We start from the raw sequence: 16769 nt of genomic DNA, 5'->3' as shown, positions 1-16769 counted from the left end.
ATATGGATGATCTAATGAATGTGATTTCCAAAATTAATACCGAAATGAGTAATTATATTTTAACTGAGTTAAATAAAAGTGGGGTTAATGACTTTTCTTTATCACACGGAAATATCTTAATCAATTTTCAAAACAAAGAGAAAATGAATTATAGAGAACTAAGTAGAAGAGTTGGGAAAACTCCGCAAACAATGACAACTCTAGTACGGAAATTAGAAAAATACGGTTACCTCTTTTTAAGTGTTGATCAAGAAGATAAACGAAATAAACTAGTGAGATTAACCGAAAAAGGTAAAGCTTTTTTGCCAGGTATGTTTAAAATTTCAAAAGGACTATATAATATTCAATACAAGGACTTTTCATTGGATGAGAAACTGGTTTTAAAGTCTTTACTAGCTAAACTACTAAATAATTTCAAAGGTCATGATTTAGACAATTAGTTAGGAAACATTGCCAATAATATGAAGTGTTTGAAGACACAATTAAATAACCATATTGTTTGTTTATAAACTAATACTTATTTATAATAAATATATAAGAGGAGTGAATACTATGAAAAAGATTATTTTAGCAATTATGTTAGTGATATTTACGTTATCATTATCGGCATGTAAAATACAAAGCAACGTATTAGTAATTGGTATGGATTTAAATTGGCCACCATTTGAAGATGTAGATGCAAATGGGGACCCTTATGGAATAAGTGTAGGTCTAGCAGAAGAATTAGGTGAATACTTAGGAAGAGATATAAAAATCATCGATATGGATTTCTCTAACTTAATTCCTGCAGTAGATTCTGGACAAATAGATGTTATTTTAGCTTCAATGACAATTACTGCGGATAGAGAAGATAGTGTTGACTTTAGTGAACCTTATTTCTTTTATCCATTGATTACCGTAATGAATAAAACATTTGCAACAGATAATAATGTAACAACTAAAGCACAACTATTTGCAGTAGATGGAGCTAGCTTTGTTGGAACTGCTTCAACTATCAGTTTAACAATTCCAACTGTAGAAGCAACTAATCCTGTAATCAATGAAGTACTTGATACAGAAGCTGCAGCTGCTTCAATTATTACCGGTGCAGCTGATGCATTTATTATTAGTGCATCAACAGCAGCAGCTATCAATAATGTGAATCCTGATACAACAAGTCTATTATGGGAAGCTGTAGATTACTCACCAATTGGTATGGCAGTAAAAGAAGGACGCGATGACGGATTACTGGAAGATTTAAATGAATTTATTGCTGGGTTAGAAGTGAATGGTGTATTCGATCGTTTAGCTCTAAAGTATGATGCGGATATCGCCGCAGACATTCCTGGTAAAGGTTTAGAGATTTACTTAGGTGAATAAGAAGAATAAAAATAGAATGACATACATATTAGCCCTGTTAACCTATGGGGCTTTTCTTGCGTTATTCATTTATTTATATCCAGGTAGGAATAATTTTGATCTTTCTCGTCTTTCTGAAAAATCACAATTGATCTTCAATGGATTCTTACTAACAATTTTGATTAGTGTTGTTTCATTAATCTTAAGTGTAATAATTGGTTTTGTTTTATATTTAGCGATTAATAGTAAAAATAGTTATCTGAAACACTTGTCTACAATTTATAACGAAGTAATTATGGGAATACCTTTAGTTGTATTTTTGACATTTATGTATTTCTTCATCTTTGCTCCGTTTCGTCAAATCTTTGAATTTGGTAATGGTGTAGAACCAATTATAGTTGGGATTATAGCTATTAGTATTTATATGGGACCTTATATGAAAAATGCATTTGAAGGGGCAATCAAAACAATTGATCATACCCAGTACCAAGCAATGCAAGTATTTGGTTTTACAACATATCAAAAATACCGATACATCATATTACCTCAATTAATTAAAGTGATAATCCCACCGCTTATTGGTAACTTTAGTTATGTTATTAAATCATCAACATTACTTCATGTAATGCTAGTAAATGAATTATATGCAGAAATAAAAAGAGCTAGTTTATCTTCACTTGCCATCATGGAAGGATATGTCCTTATGTTCTTCTTATACTTAATTATAACCATCCCTCTATTGAGACTAGCACGATGGTTTGAAAGAAGGTACGGAGTATGAGATTAAAAGTTGATAAATTATTTAAATCATATGATGATAAATTAATTCTAAACAATATTAATATTGATATTAAAGATCGTAGTGGTATTGCATTAATTGGTGCTTCAGGTGCTGGAAAATCAACATTATTAAGATTACTATCTTTAATTGAAATACCAGAACAAGGTAAAATATGTGTCAACGACCATCATTTAGAAGATACAAATAAAGATGAGTATTATAAGAAGATTGGATTTGTTTTTCAATCACACACATTATTTCCTCATTTAACAGTATTAAGAAATATCACAATAATCTTAGAAAAAGTTCATAACATAGTTATTGAAGATGCTGAAAAAACAGCCTTAGAATTACTTACTAAATTTGATCTTCAAGAACATATTCATAAATATCCAAAACAACTTTCAGGAGGACAATCTCAACGTGTAAGTATCGTTCGTTCACTAGCCTTGAACCCTGAAGTGATGTTCTTAGATGAACCAACAAGTGCTCTTGATCCCGTATTAACTCAAGAGGTACTACAAACAATCCTTAAACTACGAGAAGAGCATATGAATTTTGTAATTGTAACTCATGAAATCCTGTTTGCAAAAAAAGCAGCAGATTATATTATCTTCATGCAAGACGGTAGAATCATTGAACAAGGTGACGTCGCAATTCTTGATAATCCACAAACAAAAGAATTAAAAGATTATTTATCAAATGTCTTTTTGTGGGAATAAAACTTATAATATGTAATATATTATTTGACAAAATTTTATAATATGATAATATTACTAAGCACTAGGATTTAAAGTATGCTTTGATTGCCGTCTTAGCATATGGGCCATCTAACCCGTTTCGGGTCCTAGAGTAGATTTAGTATCCAGTGTGTTTCCAGCACACGTACGGGTCCTAATTTATGGAGATGTCTTCGGATGTCTCTTTTCTATAAGAAGAGGAGAATGACAATGGACGGAAAAAAACGAAGCAACATTAAAATAGGTTCAACAGTATTAGTTGTTGAAAAACATAACCAAAGATCTGGAGAACTTACAGAAGGTGTTGTATCAAGAATATTAACAAACTCACAAAATCATCCTCATGGAATAAAAGTAATGCTTGAGGACGGAATTGTTGGTCGAGTAAAAGAAATAAAATAAGCAGATATAGTATAACTCAATAACAAAGCCCTTTTGGGCTTTTTTATTTTTCTATTAGTGAGTAAACTATATCACCAAACTATTCGTTTTTTTAGTTTGCATTCAAAGTAAATTAAAAAAATAATAAACAGTATTTTTTTATATTGTAAATGCTTACATTATTCAATATAATTTAGCCTGTACACAAAAATAAGGAGTGACAACATGAACTATAGAATTAGAAACAAATGGATAGTATCTTTTGCCGCTATAATGGTGCAGGTAGCTATTGGAGCTTTATATGCTTGGAGTTTGTTTAACGAACCGATTTCGGAAGCATTTGGGGTATCGAAAGATGTAGTAGTAATTACTTATTCAGTTTCATTGTTATCTTTCGCATTAGCAACAATATTATCAGGTAGACTACAATTAAAGATTGGACCTAGATTCACAACTTTAATGGGAGGGTTATTATATACAAGTGGTATTTTATTATCATCATTTGCAACAGATCCTTTAATGTTATATATAACTTATGGTGTAATTGCAGGAGCTGGAGTAGGATTTGTCTATGTGTGTCCATTATCTACATTAGTAAAATGGTTCCCTAATAGAAAAGGACTTGTTACTGGAGTAGCAACAGCGAGTTTCGCAATTGGTGGTTTCGTTTTTAAGATTTTAATTGGAAATATGTTTGACATAGGTGATGCTTTATATACTAATGAATTAGTTTCAAGTGTATTTTTAACATTAGCTGTTATTTATGGAGTTATGACTATTGGTGGAGCATTGTTACTTGATGTACCTGAAAAAGAGATTCCTGTTACAAAAGCATGTAAAGTTCAAAACTGGGATCATACAACAAAAGATATGTTAAAGACTACGAATTTCTATAAATTACTATTAAGTGATTTGCTGGCATTAATGCCAGGATTACTAATTATTGGTTTAGCTAAAGATATCGGTACTGATTTTGTTGGTTTAGAGTATGGACAAGCTGCTGGTATTGTAGGACTAATCGCATTGTTTAATGCAGGTGCTCGTCTGTCTTCGGGTATAATTGCAGATAAAATTGGTGCCTTAAAAGTATATAGAACAATGTACTTCATAACAATTATTGCATTAGCTATTTTAGCATTTGTACCACTTAGCTATCCGTTATTCTTATTAGCAATATTAGGAATTGTACTTGGATATGGGTCTTTCTTGTCTTTAGTACCAACAATTGTTGGTAGATTATTTGGTGGGAAGTTCTTTAGTGCAAATTATAGCTTGATATTCCAAGCTTATGGGATTGCTGCACTTATTGGACCAATTATTAAAAGAGAAAGTTCTTCATATAACATGACATTTATGATTGCGATGGGAGCTGCTATTGCAGGACTTGTAGTAGCAATGCTTATCAAGGATATTAAGGAAGATGAAGTAGAAGTTGTTTGTGAGGAATTAGAGTTAGCTTATAATAACTAAATCAAAACGAGTGATTTCCACTCGTTTTTTTTGCTGTACAATTGATAGTAACTTTATATTTTGTTGGAACTTAAATACCAATATAAGGTTATTGAAAGTTATGTTATAATGATTAATGGAGTAAAAAAATGAAGAAGGTGAAAATATGTTGTTTATTGGCTATCCTAAATGTTCAACCAGTAATAAAGCTAAAAAATGGCTGAATGATAATAATATAATTTTTGATCTAAGAGATATCAAAGAAGAGAATCCCCAATATGAAGAGTTAAAAGCGTGGTACGAGAAATCTGGATTAGAAATTAAGAAGTTTTTTAATACCAGTGGTAAATTGTATAGAGAACAAGGAATAAAAGACTTATTAAAAACTTTAGGTTCAGAAGAACTTATACATATATTATCTAAAGATGGTATGATGGTAAAGAGACCTATCTTAATAGATGATAATTTCGTCTTAGTTGGGTTTAAAGAAGAGGTATGGAGAAATACTGTATTAAAGTAATAAAACACAGAAAAGAAAGATAACCGAAGGTGTATATATGTTAACTTTATCATTAATAGTAGTAAATATAGTAGTAGCAGTTTTTGGAGTATATCAATTTGATTATAAAGTTGATAATGTTGTTAATAATCCATTAGTTATAATTTTAAGTATAATTATCGGGACAGTAATCGCTTTGATTTTTGCTCTTGTATATATTGAAGGATTCTATCTATTGGTTGCAAAAAGAAAACCAATTAATTCTAAATTAATGCACGCTTTAGCTAACCAATTTATGGCTGTGCCATTACATGTTAGTAATACACGTGTTAAAGTAATTGGTCGAGAAAATCTACCAAAAGATCCCGGATTTTCAATTTACTCCAATCACACTTCAATGATGGATATCCCCGTCTTAATGTGTAATCTCAGGGGTTATCCTGTTGCATTTTTGGCAAAGAAAATAGTAACTAGATTATTTGGTATTGGAAAATGGACTCCAGCTCTTGGATGTGTAAGTCTTGATCGAGAGAATTCAAGAAAAGGCGCTGAAGCAATTATTCAAGTTATTAAGAATGTTAAAAACGGTTCAACAATGGTTATATTTCCCGAGGGAACTAGAACTAGAGAAATCGGGAGTTTAATTGATTTTAAACCAGGTTCATTCAAAGTTGCATTGAAAAGTAAAGCTCCATTAGTCCCTGTAACAATTGTAAAGGCAAATAACTTCAATATTATAAAATGGCCATTCGCTAAAAAAATTAAAGTGGTAATTCATAAACCTTTACCATTTGATGAATTCAAAGGAATGAATACTCAGGATTTATCAAACAAAGTTAGAGAAGTAATCGAATCAGCACTATAAAGAAAAAAAGAGTTTGTAACTCTTTTTTTTTGTATTGTAGTTAATTAGGATTACCATAAAATATCAAGTTTCCTTTGTGAAAATATTCCAAAAAATGAAAGAAAGTGTTATCAAGGTTTCTTTTTTCTTGTAATTATTGTTTGATATGGTAATATATTCAAGGTTTAGGAGTTGATTATATGATTACAGTATCAAATTTAGATTTAATTTTTCCCGATAAAAAGATTTTTGAAGATGTGAATATCAAGTTTCTTCCAGGTAACTGTTATGGTGTTATTGGAGCAAATGGAGCTGGAAAATCTACATTCTTAAAAGTACTTTCAGGTGAAAAAGATTCTACTAGTGGAAATGTGTTTATAGAAAAAGGAAACAGAATGGCTGTTTTAAAACAGGATCATTTTGAATATGACGAATATAGTGTAATAGAAACAGTTATTATGGGTCATAAACAATTGTTTGATATTATGATGGCAAAAGAAGTATTATATGCTAAAGATCCGTTTACTGATGATGATGGAATTGAGTTAGCAGAACTTGAAGTTGAGTTCGCAGAACTTAATGGATGGAATGCCGAGTTTGATTCAGAAAAACTATTGAATGGTTTAGGGGTTCCTCAAAACATATTTGGTAAAAAGATGAGTGAAGTACTTGGTAAAGATAAAGTAAAAGTATTATTAGCTCAAGCTTTATTTGGTAATCCTGATATTTTATTATTAGATGAGCCTACCAACCATTTAGACTTTAAAGCAATTATGTGGTTAGAAAACTTTTTATTAAACTATGATAAAACAGTAATTACTGTTTCACATGATAGACATTTCTTAAATAAAGTATGTACTCATACAGTTGACATTGATTATGCAAAAGTAAAACTATATCCAGGTAATTATGATTTTTGGAGAGAATCTTCACAATTAGCCCAAAGATTAATGATGGATTCAAATAAGAAAAAAGAAGAAAAGATTAAGGCATTAAAAGACTTTATCGCAAGATTTAGTGCAAATGCATCTAAGTCTTCACAAGCTACTTCAAGAAAGAAATCTTTAGAAAAGATTAATCTAGATGAAATTGTTCCTTCAAGTAGAAGATATCCTTATATCGGTTTCGATATTGCAAGAAATCTTGGTAAAGATGTTTTATATGTTGATGACCTATCAGTATCATTTAAAGGTGAAAAAGTTTTTGAGAATGTATCTTTTGTTGTTAATAGAGATGACAAAGTTGCAATAACTGGTAAAAATGATTTAGCTAAAACAATGTTACTTAAAGTGTTAGCAGGAGACGTTGAACCGGATAGTGGAACTATCAAATGGGGACAAACTGTTGAAAAAGCAAACTTACCAGCAGATAACAATGAATTCTTTATGGATAATAATAATAACCTTGTTGAATGGTTAAGACAATATTCTAAAGAACCAGCTGAATCTTATTTAAGAGGTTTCTTAGGGAGAATGCTATTCAGTGGTGACGAGCCAATGAAAAAAGTTAAAGTACTAAGTGGTGGAGAAAAAATGAGATGTATGTTTAGTAGATTAATGCTTTCAGAAGCAAACACTTTACTTATTGATCAACCAACAAACCATTTAGACTTAGAAGCTATTCAATCAGTAAATACTGGTTTAAAAGAATATAAAGGTTCATTACTATTAGCTTCACATGATCACTCATTACTTGCTACAGTAGCTAATAAAGTTGTTGAAATTGGAAAGACAGGTTCATATACTTATGAAGGTGATTTTGATAATTTCTTATCAAACGAAGTTACTAGAGAAAGAATAAAAGCATTATATTAAAATAAATAAAAGAGGTAATCAATCAAATGATTACCTCTTTTTTAAATTTCATTTTTAGAAATCGTTTTATCAATTCCTTATCATTGTTTTTCACAGCGTTTAATACATCTGAGCTTTTTGCGATTGATTTAATTACCGCCTTTTGAAAGAGTTTAACGATTGCTTTTTGGAGTGGATTAGGTTTCTTGTAAATCCAATCATAATAACTTTCCAAAGTATCTCTTTGGAAATGAAGAATATCATTTAAGATATAAGAGTCTTCATAATATGCACAATGAAAATTTTGCTCAGCAAATGTATTTTTAGGGAATTTATCAAGATTAATCCCCGATATACTAAACGAATGTTTAATGAAATCACGATAAATCACTTGGCATTTTTTACCACCAGCAAGATTGTAGATATTTTTATTTAAGATATTTTGATGCTTAATTGCTTCGACAAGAGCATAACCACAATCTCTTGTTGTAACGAGTTCTAGTTTAGTATCTAATGGCATATGGAACATTAGTGGTTCTATTCTCTTTGGATCATCACCAGGTCTAGGACCCATAACTCCAGTTAATCTGAATATTGAATAATCCAACCCTGAGTTAATAACTAATTGCTCTGCTTCAATTTTAGTATGGGCATAATAATCACCAACGCTTGGGTTTAGTTCATCACCTATTTTAATGCCATCATGTAAGAGTCTATCACCATAGACACTTACACTAGAAGTGTAAAGGAAAAATGCTTTTGGTGAATACTCTTTTATTTTCGACAAAAGATTTTTTGTTCCACACACATTTACATCATAAGCAAGTTCTGTATTATGATCTGCTAGTGGAGGTATTATGGCAGCTGTATGAATTACAAAATCAATATTTTTGGTAGCTTGATCGAGTGAATTAACATCTCTAAGATCACCAAAATGTAGTTCAACTAAATCAATAAATGGTTCAAGTGTTTGTTCAGATAATTCAGATTGCTTCTCGAAAATGACAATTTCGAGTTTCTCTTTTTTCTTCACTAATTCTGACAATGTTTGAATTCCCACAGAACCACAAGGTCCAGTAAGTAATACTCTCATTTATCTCACCACTTTCTAACTTAATGTTATCATAAATTAGTTGATGGCTAAACAATAGTCTTTTTTATGGTTTAATTAACTATAGTTTGTATCGTAATTAGATAAACACCCCAATTATGTACCTAATAATTTAATATAAGAAAGAAGCAAATGAATAGTTTTCTAAGTTTGTATCAATGAGGGGATTTATAGAGTATAATTAAACCACATGATTAGAATGTAAGTTTTGTATTATGAGAATCTGCATATCGACTTATGAAGGTCATAAGACTAGAAAGAGGTTCAGATGGATAATACAAGCAAGCTAGATTTCTTATTTCAGGATAAGAATGATTTAGTGAAGACATCAGATTATGTACTAATTCAAGCAGGAAAAGGACGAAGAGATAATAGTTCTATTCATATAAAAGCAGTAGAGTTTTCATATGTTGAAGGTCTAATCTGGGATAAGTACAGAGAGTATGGAATTAAAAAGAAAATCAAAATAACTAGCTCAGACTGGGAACGAATTTTAACAGGTTTTGAAGAATCTTTAGAACCGCTAGAAGTTTATAAAAGCGGCGATGACTTAGAAGATATCCTTAAATTTGAACTTTTCAGAGCTCAAAACCCGATTAATAATGTTGTAGAATATACAAAAGAAATCAAACATTTACTTACCGAATTAACTTCATGGATTCTATCACATGTTGAAAACGAAAAACATATAACAATAATTAAACAACACATCTAAAAGTCCAATTAGGACTTTTTTTTTGTTCCATTTTATTCTTTTGGATACAAAAAGATGCTAGGGACACATGTTAATTATGTGTTACTAGCATCTTATCTTCATTTTGTAATCATTTTTTTATCGGTTACCCGGTCCTGATATTGTGGAAATCGGGATATTTCCTCGTCCATAATTTGTACTTGATATTTCTCCAAAAAGCTGTGCTTTAATATTTAGAGTTCGATAACTAACAAACTGGAATAAAGAGTAAGATGAATTAATAGAACTATTAATTGAATCTTCATATTCTTCTAATGTATAAAATCTATTTTCATCAGTAGTTACATATTCATCAATCATACTTTTTACATCAAGAATATGATAAACAAATGTTTCATAATCAAAATAGTTATCTACTAAATCTTGAAGATATGAATGATATAATATCATATTTTCTTCATCATCGAGAAGTGTATCAGTTAATGTGTAATTACTTATTCCCCCAATCGTTGGTTCGTCGATGATGAAGGAAACCGCCTCATCATCAGTGAGTGGAAGTAAAGGGAAACCATTGAATGCCATATTTAAATCCCATGCAATCCATTCAAAGACACCTTTATTATTATATAAGTAATAGTTGTGATAAATACTACCTTGATAAGAATCAAGGTTAACAGTATATGTTGATACTGCTAAATATTTTAAGTAACTAACAGCATTAAATATTTCATTTACATCTTCACCTGATTTTAGTCTTCTTAGTAATTCTAATACTTCTTCAATCGAAGAGTTATCATTGTTTTTGTCCTTTAATGCAGTATAGTTTATCGTACTACCTAAATAGTCTAAATTGGCTCCTGTACCATTATCTGGTTTGTATAATTCACCATCTGAATTATCAAAATTATGCTCTAAGAATTCATTACTTACATGTTCAACAGATAAGTAAAGCCCGTAATACTCATTATTGATACTCAAGGCAACAAATGTTGTTCTTGATGAAACGGTGCCTATTGAATTCAATGCTTCATATGTAATGTATTCAACCATCATTGTTGGATCTTTATATAAGTTATTTAGAATGAGTTTATCAATTCCAAATAAGTCTTGATCTTCATAGTAATTTAAATCAATATTATAACTAAATCTATCTCCCTCATTTTCAACAACATCTCGTAAACTAGAATGACCTTTAGTTCTAATTGCTACATTTGATAGAGTGAAACCATTGTAGGTAATATCACATAAATAGTATTCTTCATCTAAAGCATTATCTAGTAACTCTTGATAGGTACTTGGATCGATATCGATATTAACATTAACAACTTCATCGTGAGGATAGATGATTTCATTCACCATGATATCCTCTTCATATTTATTAACAGGTGGATGAATTAAATCATCATTTACCGGATTGTCAGGATCGTTATTGTTATTTGTGCATGACGAAAGAAATGAAACTAAAATTAGTAAAAAAATAATTATGAATTTTCTCTTCATCGTAAACACGTCCTCATTGTAAATTTCATACTCTATAATCCTATTATAATATAAACAGCCAATGAAACCAAAAAATATGTAAAAAGCTTATTTGTAGCGCTAAATAATTAAGAAATTAATTTGGTTTTTAGACTTATTTAATATCTTTTATATGATATAATTGTTTAAGAGGAGTGATTTGATGTATCCATTTTTATTACCTGAGATATTTAAATACAGTATTCCCCTATATGATGTATTACTTGCGATTGGTATAATCGCAATGTTTATTTATATCATAAATAGGTTTGAAAAAACTGATGGATTTTCAAGATCTGCGACTAATAGATTAATTATTTTAATATCTATAAGTTTGGTTTTTGCGCTAATCTTTTCTTTCTTGCTAGATGGTATATGGCATTCGATTAAAGAAGGAGAACTTACATTTGGTTCAGTTACTTTCTTAGGTGGATTAATTGGTGGTTTATCAACTTTCTTGATTTTAATGAAGTACTTCTATAAAGAAGGTATTAAAGACCTTAGAAAGATAATGAATACGGTTATTGTTGGAGTGGTATTAGCTCATGCATTTGGTAGGATTGGTTGTTTCCTTGCAGGTTGTTGTTTCGGAATCCCGACTGATTCGTTCCTCGGAGTTATTTTTCCTCATGGTCATGCCAGTCAAGTATTTCCAGGAGAAACTGTTTATCCAACGCAATTGTTTGAAGCGTTTTTCTTATTCACATTATTTATTGGGTTAGATAGAATTAGTAAATTCAAAACATTTGAAATTGAAACATATTTAATTGGTTATGGGATTTGGAGAATCTTAATTGAATTTATCCGTGGTGATGACAGAGGTTCTGTCTTTACATTATTTACAACAGAATATAAAGTTTTCCCAACACCATCACAATTTATTAGTGTATTTATGATTGGTTTTGGAATATATTTAATCATTAGACGAAAAAAAGATGCTAAAATCTAGCATCTTTTATTTTTGATATATGGTAATATATATTTAGGAAAGAGCGTGTTCTTTATGGAAAAAAGTATCATAAAAAATAGAAAGTTATCAATTCTTATCTTCGGAATGTTTCTTGTGATTTTATCACTAGAAATTTTTGATTTGACTATCTTTAACAATCAATTAGCTAATGATATGACGGTAAGTTCTATTTCCCGTTTTCTAGGGGGGATAATCTTTATAATTGTTATGAGTTATTATGGTTATAAAAAACTATATATGTGGAATAAACCATTAGGTCGAACGTTATTAGTAATTATTCCTGGGGTAATCATTGCGCTCAATAACTTTCCAATTAGTGCATATCTTAACTCAAGAACTACATTAATAGAACCTGAATATACAATATACCTGTTCCTAATAGATTCTTTAAGTACTGGATTTTTTGAAGAGATAGTGTTTAGATCGATGATTCTAATTGTCCTATTACAAGCACTACCTAAAACCAAAAAAGGGATGTTATATGCAGTTGTTTTATCTTCAGCTATATTTGGGTTAGTACACTTATTAAATCTGTTTGTTGGAGCTAGTTTAGGAAATACTTTACTCCAAATAGGTTATTCATTCTTAATGGGAATGATGTGGGCAGTAGTATTCCTTAAAACCAAGAATATATGGTTATCTATGCTTTTACATGCATTATACAATTTCTTTGGACAAGTTATGTTTGCTCTTGGTAGTGTCAGTAATAGATATGATACCGTAACTTTGATTACGACGAGTGTATTAGCGGTTATTGCTATAATATATTACTTGGTTATTTTTAGAAAGATTAAAAATGATGATATTGAAGAACTAATCAATATTAGTTAGGGTGTTTATCTATACAATTAATAGATTTTTAATGATAGATTATCGATGTTCATATTGACTTTTTAAGCATCAATTTTTGATGCTTTTTTATTTGCCGTTTTTCACATTTAATAAATTAGACGTTTTTAGTTCAAAGTAATTGTTTAAAGAGGGTGACACTGGTATAATTTAGAAGTATTTAGAAATGAGTGTATAAAATGAAGAATTTAAGGACTGAACTACAAAATGGAATCAAGTTTGTAAGTACTACACCAAAAGTTGTAGTTTTTATGTTTATAATCTATTTTATGCAAGGGTTTATCCACAATTTAGGACATCCTGTTACTCCTGCTTTAGTGAGTGACAGAGGGATACCGAGTGAGTATTTCGGTTATTTCTTTGCGGCTATGAGTTTTGGTTTATTAGTTGGAGCTCCTTTTTGGGGATACTTAGGGGATAAAGGCTATAAAAGATTGTATATCTTCTTTGGTTTATTAGTTTATAGTTTTGGACAATATATGTTTGCGTTTGCGAATGATCGCAATATTATGATTTTATATCGTTTTATTAGTGGATTTGGAGTTAGTGCGAGTATTACATTAATAATGTCTCACTTAATTGAACATAGTCCTTTAGACAGAAGAAAAATATATTTAGGATGGTATCAAGCTTTATTTGTTTTAGGTTCAAGTGCTGGATACTGGTTTGCAGGACAATTAGTTAGTGTCGATTTCCTTATTAGTTTATTAAATACTAATGACTATAGAAATATATTCTTAATTCAAGCTATTGCAAATGTTGTTCATGCTTGTTATATATTCATATTAATTGGAAAAAGTAAGAAAGTTGCTAAAGAAGATCGTGCAAAAAAACCTAATATCATAGAAGGCTTTAAAGCGATATCTAAATTAAATAAAAACTTAGTAGTATTTATGATTAGTTTAACGTTTATAAGTTTAGGGACAATTACGATTAGTAAGTTTATTGAAGTATATATGAACGATACTGGGTTATCTCCTAAAAATATTGGTGACTTTGTAGGTTTAACTGGAATTATTTCACTAATTGCGACAATTGTACTTGTACCGTTTGTCGCAAGACTAAAGAAGGATTTTCCAATTATGATTATTATTCAGGCACTGAGCGCAATCATCATTTTTATCGTATTTAGACAAGAAGATATTATGATAGCCTTATATACTGGATTTATGCTTTATGTCGTTTTAAAAGCAATTTATACGCCTCTAGAGCAACATTATATATCAACTCATGCCAATGATAATAATTTAGGGACAGTAATGGGTGTTAGACAATCATTTTTCGCAGTTGGGTTAGTTGCAGGACCATTACTTGGTGGATGGTTATACAAAGTAAAACCACTATATGCATTTGACTTTAGTGCTGCGATGTTGGTTTTAGGATTTATCTTGATACTTATTGTTGGTAGAAATATTAGAATTAATGGAAATACTAGTAAAAATCTGGAGGAATAACTCCAGATTTTTTTATAACATGGTAAGATAAAATCGTTGTAGATTAGGGATACATATGATATAATTTTCTTTGAGGTGTTATTATGAATTTACCAAATAAAATAAGTATGTTTAGAGTGTTATTAGTACCAGTTTTAGTAGTGTTTTATTATTTGTATGTAGAACTTAATAATGATTTATTTGCATATTTCTTAGCTCCGATATTTATCGTAGCGTCACTAACTGATTTTCTTGATGGTTATATCGCAAGAAGTAGAAATCTAGTTACTGTCTTTGGGAAATTTATAGATCCTTTAGCAGATAAGCTAATTGTTATGGCTGCACTTATTATTTTAAATGCATTAGGACATATTCCTATCTGGGTTACAATTGTTATCTTAAGTAGAGAATTTATTGTTACAGGAATCAGATTAGTTGCTGTTGGTGATGGTAAAGTTATTGCTGCTAGTAATCTAGGGAAATATAAAACAGCTAGCACAATGGTAGGCTTAATAATTATGTTATTATTCCCATTAGCTAGTGTCTTTACTACTATAGGATTATATATTGTATATTTAGGAACAGTACTAACTATTGTTAGTGGTGTTGATTACTTTGTTAAAAATAAAGAAATAATTATGAAATCAATTTAAGTAAATTCGATATTATATAAGTATTATATTTATAGCAAACTAAGGAGGTCACTTTATGGCTAAAATCGATCGTAAGAAGGCATTAGATACTGCGATAAAAGAAATTGAGAAACAACACGGTAAAGGTAGTGTTATGGTACTTGGTAATGAAGATTTAAACCAAGGATTAGAAGTTATTAGTAGTGGGAGTATCTTGTTAGATAAAGCTTTAGGTATCGGTGGATATCCTAAAGGAAGAATCATCGAAGTTTATGGACCTGAAAGTTCAGGGAAAACAACATTCGCATTACATGCGATTGCTGAAGCCCAAAAAGCTGGAGGATATGCAGCGTTTATTGATGCTGAACATGCTTTGGACCCAACATATGCTAAAAGCTTAGGTGTTGATGTTGATAATCTAATTCTTTCACAACCTGATACAGGGGAACAAGCTTTAGAAATTACTGAAGCTTTAATTAGAAGTGGTGCAATTGATATGGTTGTTATTGATAGTGTTGCTGCTTTAGTACCAGAAGCTGAGATAAGAGGAGATATGGGAGCTAGCCATGTTGGACTTCAAGCAAGATTGATGTCGCAAGCTATGCGTAAATTAAGTGGTGTTATTAGTAAATCACAATGTATCGCAATCTTTATTAATCAAATCCGTGAGAAAGTAGGAGTTATGTTTGGTAACCCCGAAGTTACTCCTGGTGGACGTGCATTAAAATTCTATGCTAGTGTTCGTTTAGAAATTAGAAGAAGTGAGCAAATTAAAATCGGGACAGATATTGTCGGAAATAAAACAAAAGTTAAAGTTGTAAAAAATAAAGTAGCTCCACCATTTAAAACTTTAGTCGTAGATATTGTTTACGGTAAAGGTGTAAGTAAAACTGGTGAAATTATTGATATCGCTGTTGAAGAAGAAATTTTACAAAAATCAGGAAGTTGGTTTAGTTACGAGGGTAACAAGATTGGCCAAGGTCGTGAGAATGTTAAAGCATATCTAGAAGAAAATGAATCTGTGAAAATTGATTTGGAAACTAAAGTAAGAGCAAAATTGGGCATTTAATATGCCCTTTTTTATTGTTTTGAATTTTCAGTGAGTAAAACGCTTTCATTTTAAAATAACTAATAGTATTATATAAGAGTATTTTATAATTTAGCTTTTGGATAAGGAGATTATTATGAAGAAGTTTGAGGAAATCAAAGGGTTATGTAAAATTGTAGATTTGAAGAAATTACGAAGAACTGAAGGAGTTTTCTTTGACGCAGTTCCTGATGAATTTATAAAAGATTTAAGTGGAGTAGATAGAGTAATCCATATTTCAAATGCAGTAAGTCCGGGTTCTATTAAAAATGTCGAACGACCTTGGTATATGCATCCATACCAAAGTGATAACTTATTAGTGCTTAGTGGGATTAGACATATTGACCTGTACAGTAAGGAACATGGTAAAGTAGAGAACTTTGTTGTGACAAATAATAAGATATTTATGAATGGAGAATTAGTTTGTGATCAACCCGCCGTGTTAACATGGCCACCACATGTATTCCATAGAGTGGAAAGTAAAGAACAAGGAAGTTCTTCCATTAATTTTGCTCAAAGAACTGATGGTTTCGATATCAAAGATAATTTTAGTATTTACGATTTAAACGTAAATACTGGAGATTTTCACGTCATTAGAGAAGGACATAGAGATCAATTTTAAAAAAATGAACAACCAATCTTTAGTTGGT

18 protein-coding genes are annotated in these 16769 nt (G+C 30.4%); 16 read left to right on the top strand and 2 right to left on the bottom strand.

The window, feature by feature from the left end; all coding sequences use genetic code 11:
• The first annotated feature begins 2 nt into the window (after positions 1-2).
• The 9 genes from KQ51_RS08055 to KQ51_RS08015 all read left to right on the top strand — a co-directional run bounded on the left by KQ51_RS08055 (position 3) and on the right by KQ51_RS08015 (position 7846).
• Positions 3-440 carry a MarR family winged helix-turn-helix transcriptional regulator gene (locus tag KQ51_RS08055; RefSeq protein ID WP_038471050.1) on the top strand — a complete coding sequence of 146 codons (438 nt, stop codon included), beginning with the start codon at positions 3-5 and terminating at the stop codon, positions 438-440.
• A 112-nt stretch (positions 441-552) separates the two neighbouring features.
• The gene (locus KQ51_RS08050; RefSeq protein ID WP_052609382.1) at positions 553-1359 is read left to right on the top strand and encodes a transporter substrate-binding domain-containing protein; all 807 of its coding nucleotides are present in this window, start codon (positions 553-555) and stop codon (positions 1357-1359) included.
• Positions 1352-2119 carry an amino acid ABC transporter permease gene (locus KQ51_RS08045; protein WP_158497959.1) on the top strand — a complete coding sequence of 256 codons (768 nt, stop codon included), beginning with the start codon at positions 1352-1354 and terminating at the stop codon, positions 2117-2119. The genes KQ51_RS08050 and KQ51_RS08045 overlap by 8 nt, the downstream gene beginning before the upstream one ends.
• On the top strand, positions 2116-2841 hold the full coding sequence (locus KQ51_RS08040; protein WP_038471046.1) for an amino acid ABC transporter ATP-binding protein: 726 nt from the start codon (positions 2116-2118) through the stop codon (positions 2839-2841). The genes KQ51_RS08045 and KQ51_RS08040 overlap by 4 nt, the downstream gene beginning before the upstream one ends.
• A gap of 228 nt (positions 2842-3069) precedes the next feature.
• A complete protein-coding gene (locus KQ51_RS08035; protein WP_038471044.1) occupies positions 3070-3261 on the top strand; it encodes a YwbE family protein in 192 nt (63 codons plus the stop codon).
• Positions 3262-3465: 204 nt separating this feature from the next.
• Positions 3466-4710, top strand: a complete 1245-nt coding sequence (locus KQ51_RS08030; RefSeq protein WP_052609380.1) for an L-lactate MFS transporter — start codon at positions 3466-3468, stop codon at positions 4708-4710.
• A gap of 145 nt (positions 4711-4855) precedes the next feature.
• Positions 4856-5209, top strand: a complete 354-nt coding sequence (locus KQ51_RS08025; protein ID WP_038471043.1) for an arsenate reductase family protein — start codon at positions 4856-4858, stop codon at positions 5207-5209.
• 37 nt (positions 5210-5246) lie between these two features.
• Positions 5247-6053, top strand: a complete 807-nt coding sequence (locus KQ51_RS08020) for a lysophospholipid acyltransferase family protein (RefSeq protein ID WP_052609378.1) — start codon at positions 5247-5249, stop codon at positions 6051-6053.
• 179 nt (positions 6054-6232) lie between these two features.
• Positions 6233-7846: an ABC-F family ATP-binding cassette domain-containing protein gene (locus tag KQ51_RS08015; protein ID WP_038471040.1), complete on the top strand. Its 1614-nt coding sequence runs from the start codon at positions 6233-6235 to the stop codon at positions 7844-7846.
• Between the two features lie 22 nt (positions 7847-7868).
• Here the strand turns inward: KQ51_RS08015 and KQ51_RS08010 are convergent, their stop codons facing one another.
• Positions 7869-8918 (bottom strand): NAD-dependent epimerase/dehydratase family protein, encoded by a 1050-nt coding sequence (locus tag KQ51_RS08010; RefSeq protein WP_052609375.1) that lies wholly within the window; start codon positions 8916-8918, stop codon positions 7869-7871.
• A gap of 286 nt (positions 8919-9204) precedes the next feature.
• Here KQ51_RS08010 and KQ51_RS08005 point away from each other — a divergent pair, with 286 nt between their 5' ends.
• Complete coding sequence (locus tag KQ51_RS08005) at positions 9205-9651, top strand: hypothetical protein (RefSeq protein WP_038471038.1); 447 nt, start codon at positions 9205-9207, stop codon at positions 9649-9651.
• Between the two features lie 117 nt (positions 9652-9768).
• Here KQ51_RS08005 and KQ51_RS08000 read toward each other — a convergent pair whose 3' ends face one another.
• Positions 9769-11130 carry a CotH kinase family protein gene (locus KQ51_RS08000; RefSeq protein ID WP_052609373.1) on the bottom strand — a complete coding sequence of 454 codons (1362 nt, stop codon included), beginning with the start codon at positions 11128-11130 and terminating at the stop codon, positions 9769-9771.
• A 181-nt stretch (positions 11131-11311) separates the two neighbouring features.
• Here KQ51_RS08000 and KQ51_RS07995 point away from each other — a divergent pair, with 181 nt between their 5' ends.
• From KQ51_RS07995 to KQ51_RS07970, 6 genes are all read left to right on the top strand, one after another.
• Entirely contained in the window at positions 11312-12097 is a 786-nt protein-coding gene (locus tag KQ51_RS07995) for a prolipoprotein diacylglyceryl transferase (protein ID WP_038471036.1), read from the top strand.
• Between the two features lie 54 nt (positions 12098-12151).
• Positions 12152-12949, top strand: a complete 798-nt coding sequence (locus KQ51_RS07990) for a CPBP family intramembrane glutamic endopeptidase (RefSeq protein ID WP_038471034.1) — start codon at positions 12152-12154, stop codon at positions 12947-12949.
• A gap of 197 nt (positions 12950-13146) precedes the next feature.
• Positions 13147-14421 carry an MFS transporter gene (locus KQ51_RS07985; RefSeq protein WP_038471032.1) on the top strand — a complete coding sequence of 425 codons (1275 nt, stop codon included), beginning with the start codon at positions 13147-13149 and terminating at the stop codon, positions 14419-14421.
• 83 nt (positions 14422-14504) lie between these two features.
• Positions 14505-15053, top strand: a complete 549-nt coding sequence (gene pgsA / locus KQ51_RS07980; RefSeq protein ID WP_038471030.1) for a CDP-diacylglycerol--glycerol-3-phosphate 3-phosphatidyltransferase — start codon at positions 14505-14507, stop codon at positions 15051-15053.
• 55 nt (positions 15054-15108) lie between these two features.
• Positions 15109-16101 (top strand): recombinase RecA, encoded by a 993-nt coding sequence (recA, locus tag KQ51_RS07975; protein WP_038471028.1) that lies wholly within the window; start codon positions 15109-15111, stop codon positions 16099-16101.
• 115 nt (positions 16102-16216) lie between these two features.
• Entirely contained in the window at positions 16217-16741 is a 525-nt protein-coding gene (locus KQ51_RS07970) for a hypothetical protein (RefSeq protein ID WP_038471026.1), read from the top strand.
• Positions 16742-16769 lie beyond the last annotated feature (28 nt).

The sequence above is a fragment of the Candidatus Izimaplasma bacterium HR1 genome (genome assembly GCA_000755705.1).
In the GTDB taxonomy this organism is placed as follows: domain Bacteria; phylum Bacillota_I; class Bacilli_A; order Izemoplasmatales; family Izemoplasmataceae; genus Xianfuyuplasma.
This window is presented reverse-complemented; position numbering and strand designations above follow the sequence as displayed.

Bases quoted from the DNA above. Each gene is read 5' to 3' on its own strand.
- KQ51_RS08055 (WP_038471050.1), top strand. From the start codon at position 3: ATGGATGATCTAATGAATGTGATTTCCAAAATTAATACCGAAATGAGT.
- KQ51_RS08050 (WP_052609382.1), top strand. From the start codon at position 553: ATGAAAAAGATTATTTTAGCAATTATGTTAGTGATATTTACGTTATCA.
- KQ51_RS08040 (WP_038471046.1), top strand. From the start codon at position 2,116: ATGAGATTAAAAGTTGATAAATTATTTAAATCATATGATGATAAATTA.
- KQ51_RS08035 (WP_038471044.1), top strand. From the start codon at position 3,070: ATGGACGGAAAAAAACGAAGCAACATTAAAATAGGTTCAACAGTATTA.
- KQ51_RS08030 (WP_052609380.1), top strand. From the start codon at position 3,466: ATGAACTATAGAATTAGAAACAAATGGATAGTATCTTTTGCCGCTATA.
- KQ51_RS08025 (WP_038471043.1), top strand. From the start codon at position 4,856: ATGTTGTTTATTGGCTATCCTAAATGTTCAACCAGTAATAAAGCTAAA.
- KQ51_RS08020 (WP_052609378.1), top strand. From the start codon at position 5,247: ATGTTAACTTTATCATTAATAGTAGTAAATATAGTAGTAGCAGTTTTT.
- KQ51_RS08015 (WP_038471040.1), top strand. From the start codon at position 6,233: ATGATTACAGTATCAAATTTAGATTTAATTTTTCCCGATAAAAAGATT.
- KQ51_RS08010 (WP_052609375.1), bottom strand. From the start codon at position 8,918: ATGAGAGTATTACTTACTGGACCTTGTGGTTCTGTGGGAATTCAAACA.
- KQ51_RS08005 (WP_038471038.1), top strand. From the start codon at position 9,205: ATGGATAATACAAGCAAGCTAGATTTCTTATTTCAGGATAAGAATGAT.
- KQ51_RS08000 (WP_052609373.1), bottom strand. From the start codon at position 11,130: ATGAAGAGAAAATTCATAATTATTTTTTTACTAATTTTAGTTTCATTT.
- KQ51_RS07995 (WP_038471036.1), top strand. From the start codon at position 11,312: ATGTATCCATTTTTATTACCTGAGATATTTAAATACAGTATTCCCCTA.
- KQ51_RS07990 (WP_038471034.1), top strand. From the start codon at position 12,152: ATGGAAAAAAGTATCATAAAAAATAGAAAGTTATCAATTCTTATCTTC.
- KQ51_RS07985 (WP_038471032.1), top strand. From the start codon at position 13,147: ATGAAGAATTTAAGGACTGAACTACAAAATGGAATCAAGTTTGTAAGT.
- pgsA (WP_038471030.1), top strand. From the start codon at position 14,505: ATGAATTTACCAAATAAAATAAGTATGTTTAGAGTGTTATTAGTACCA.
- recA (WP_038471028.1), top strand. From the start codon at position 15,109: ATGGCTAAAATCGATCGTAAGAAGGCATTAGATACTGCGATAAAAGAA.
- KQ51_RS07970 (WP_038471026.1), top strand. From the start codon at position 16,217: ATGAAGAAGTTTGAGGAAATCAAAGGGTTATGTAAAATTGTAGATTTG.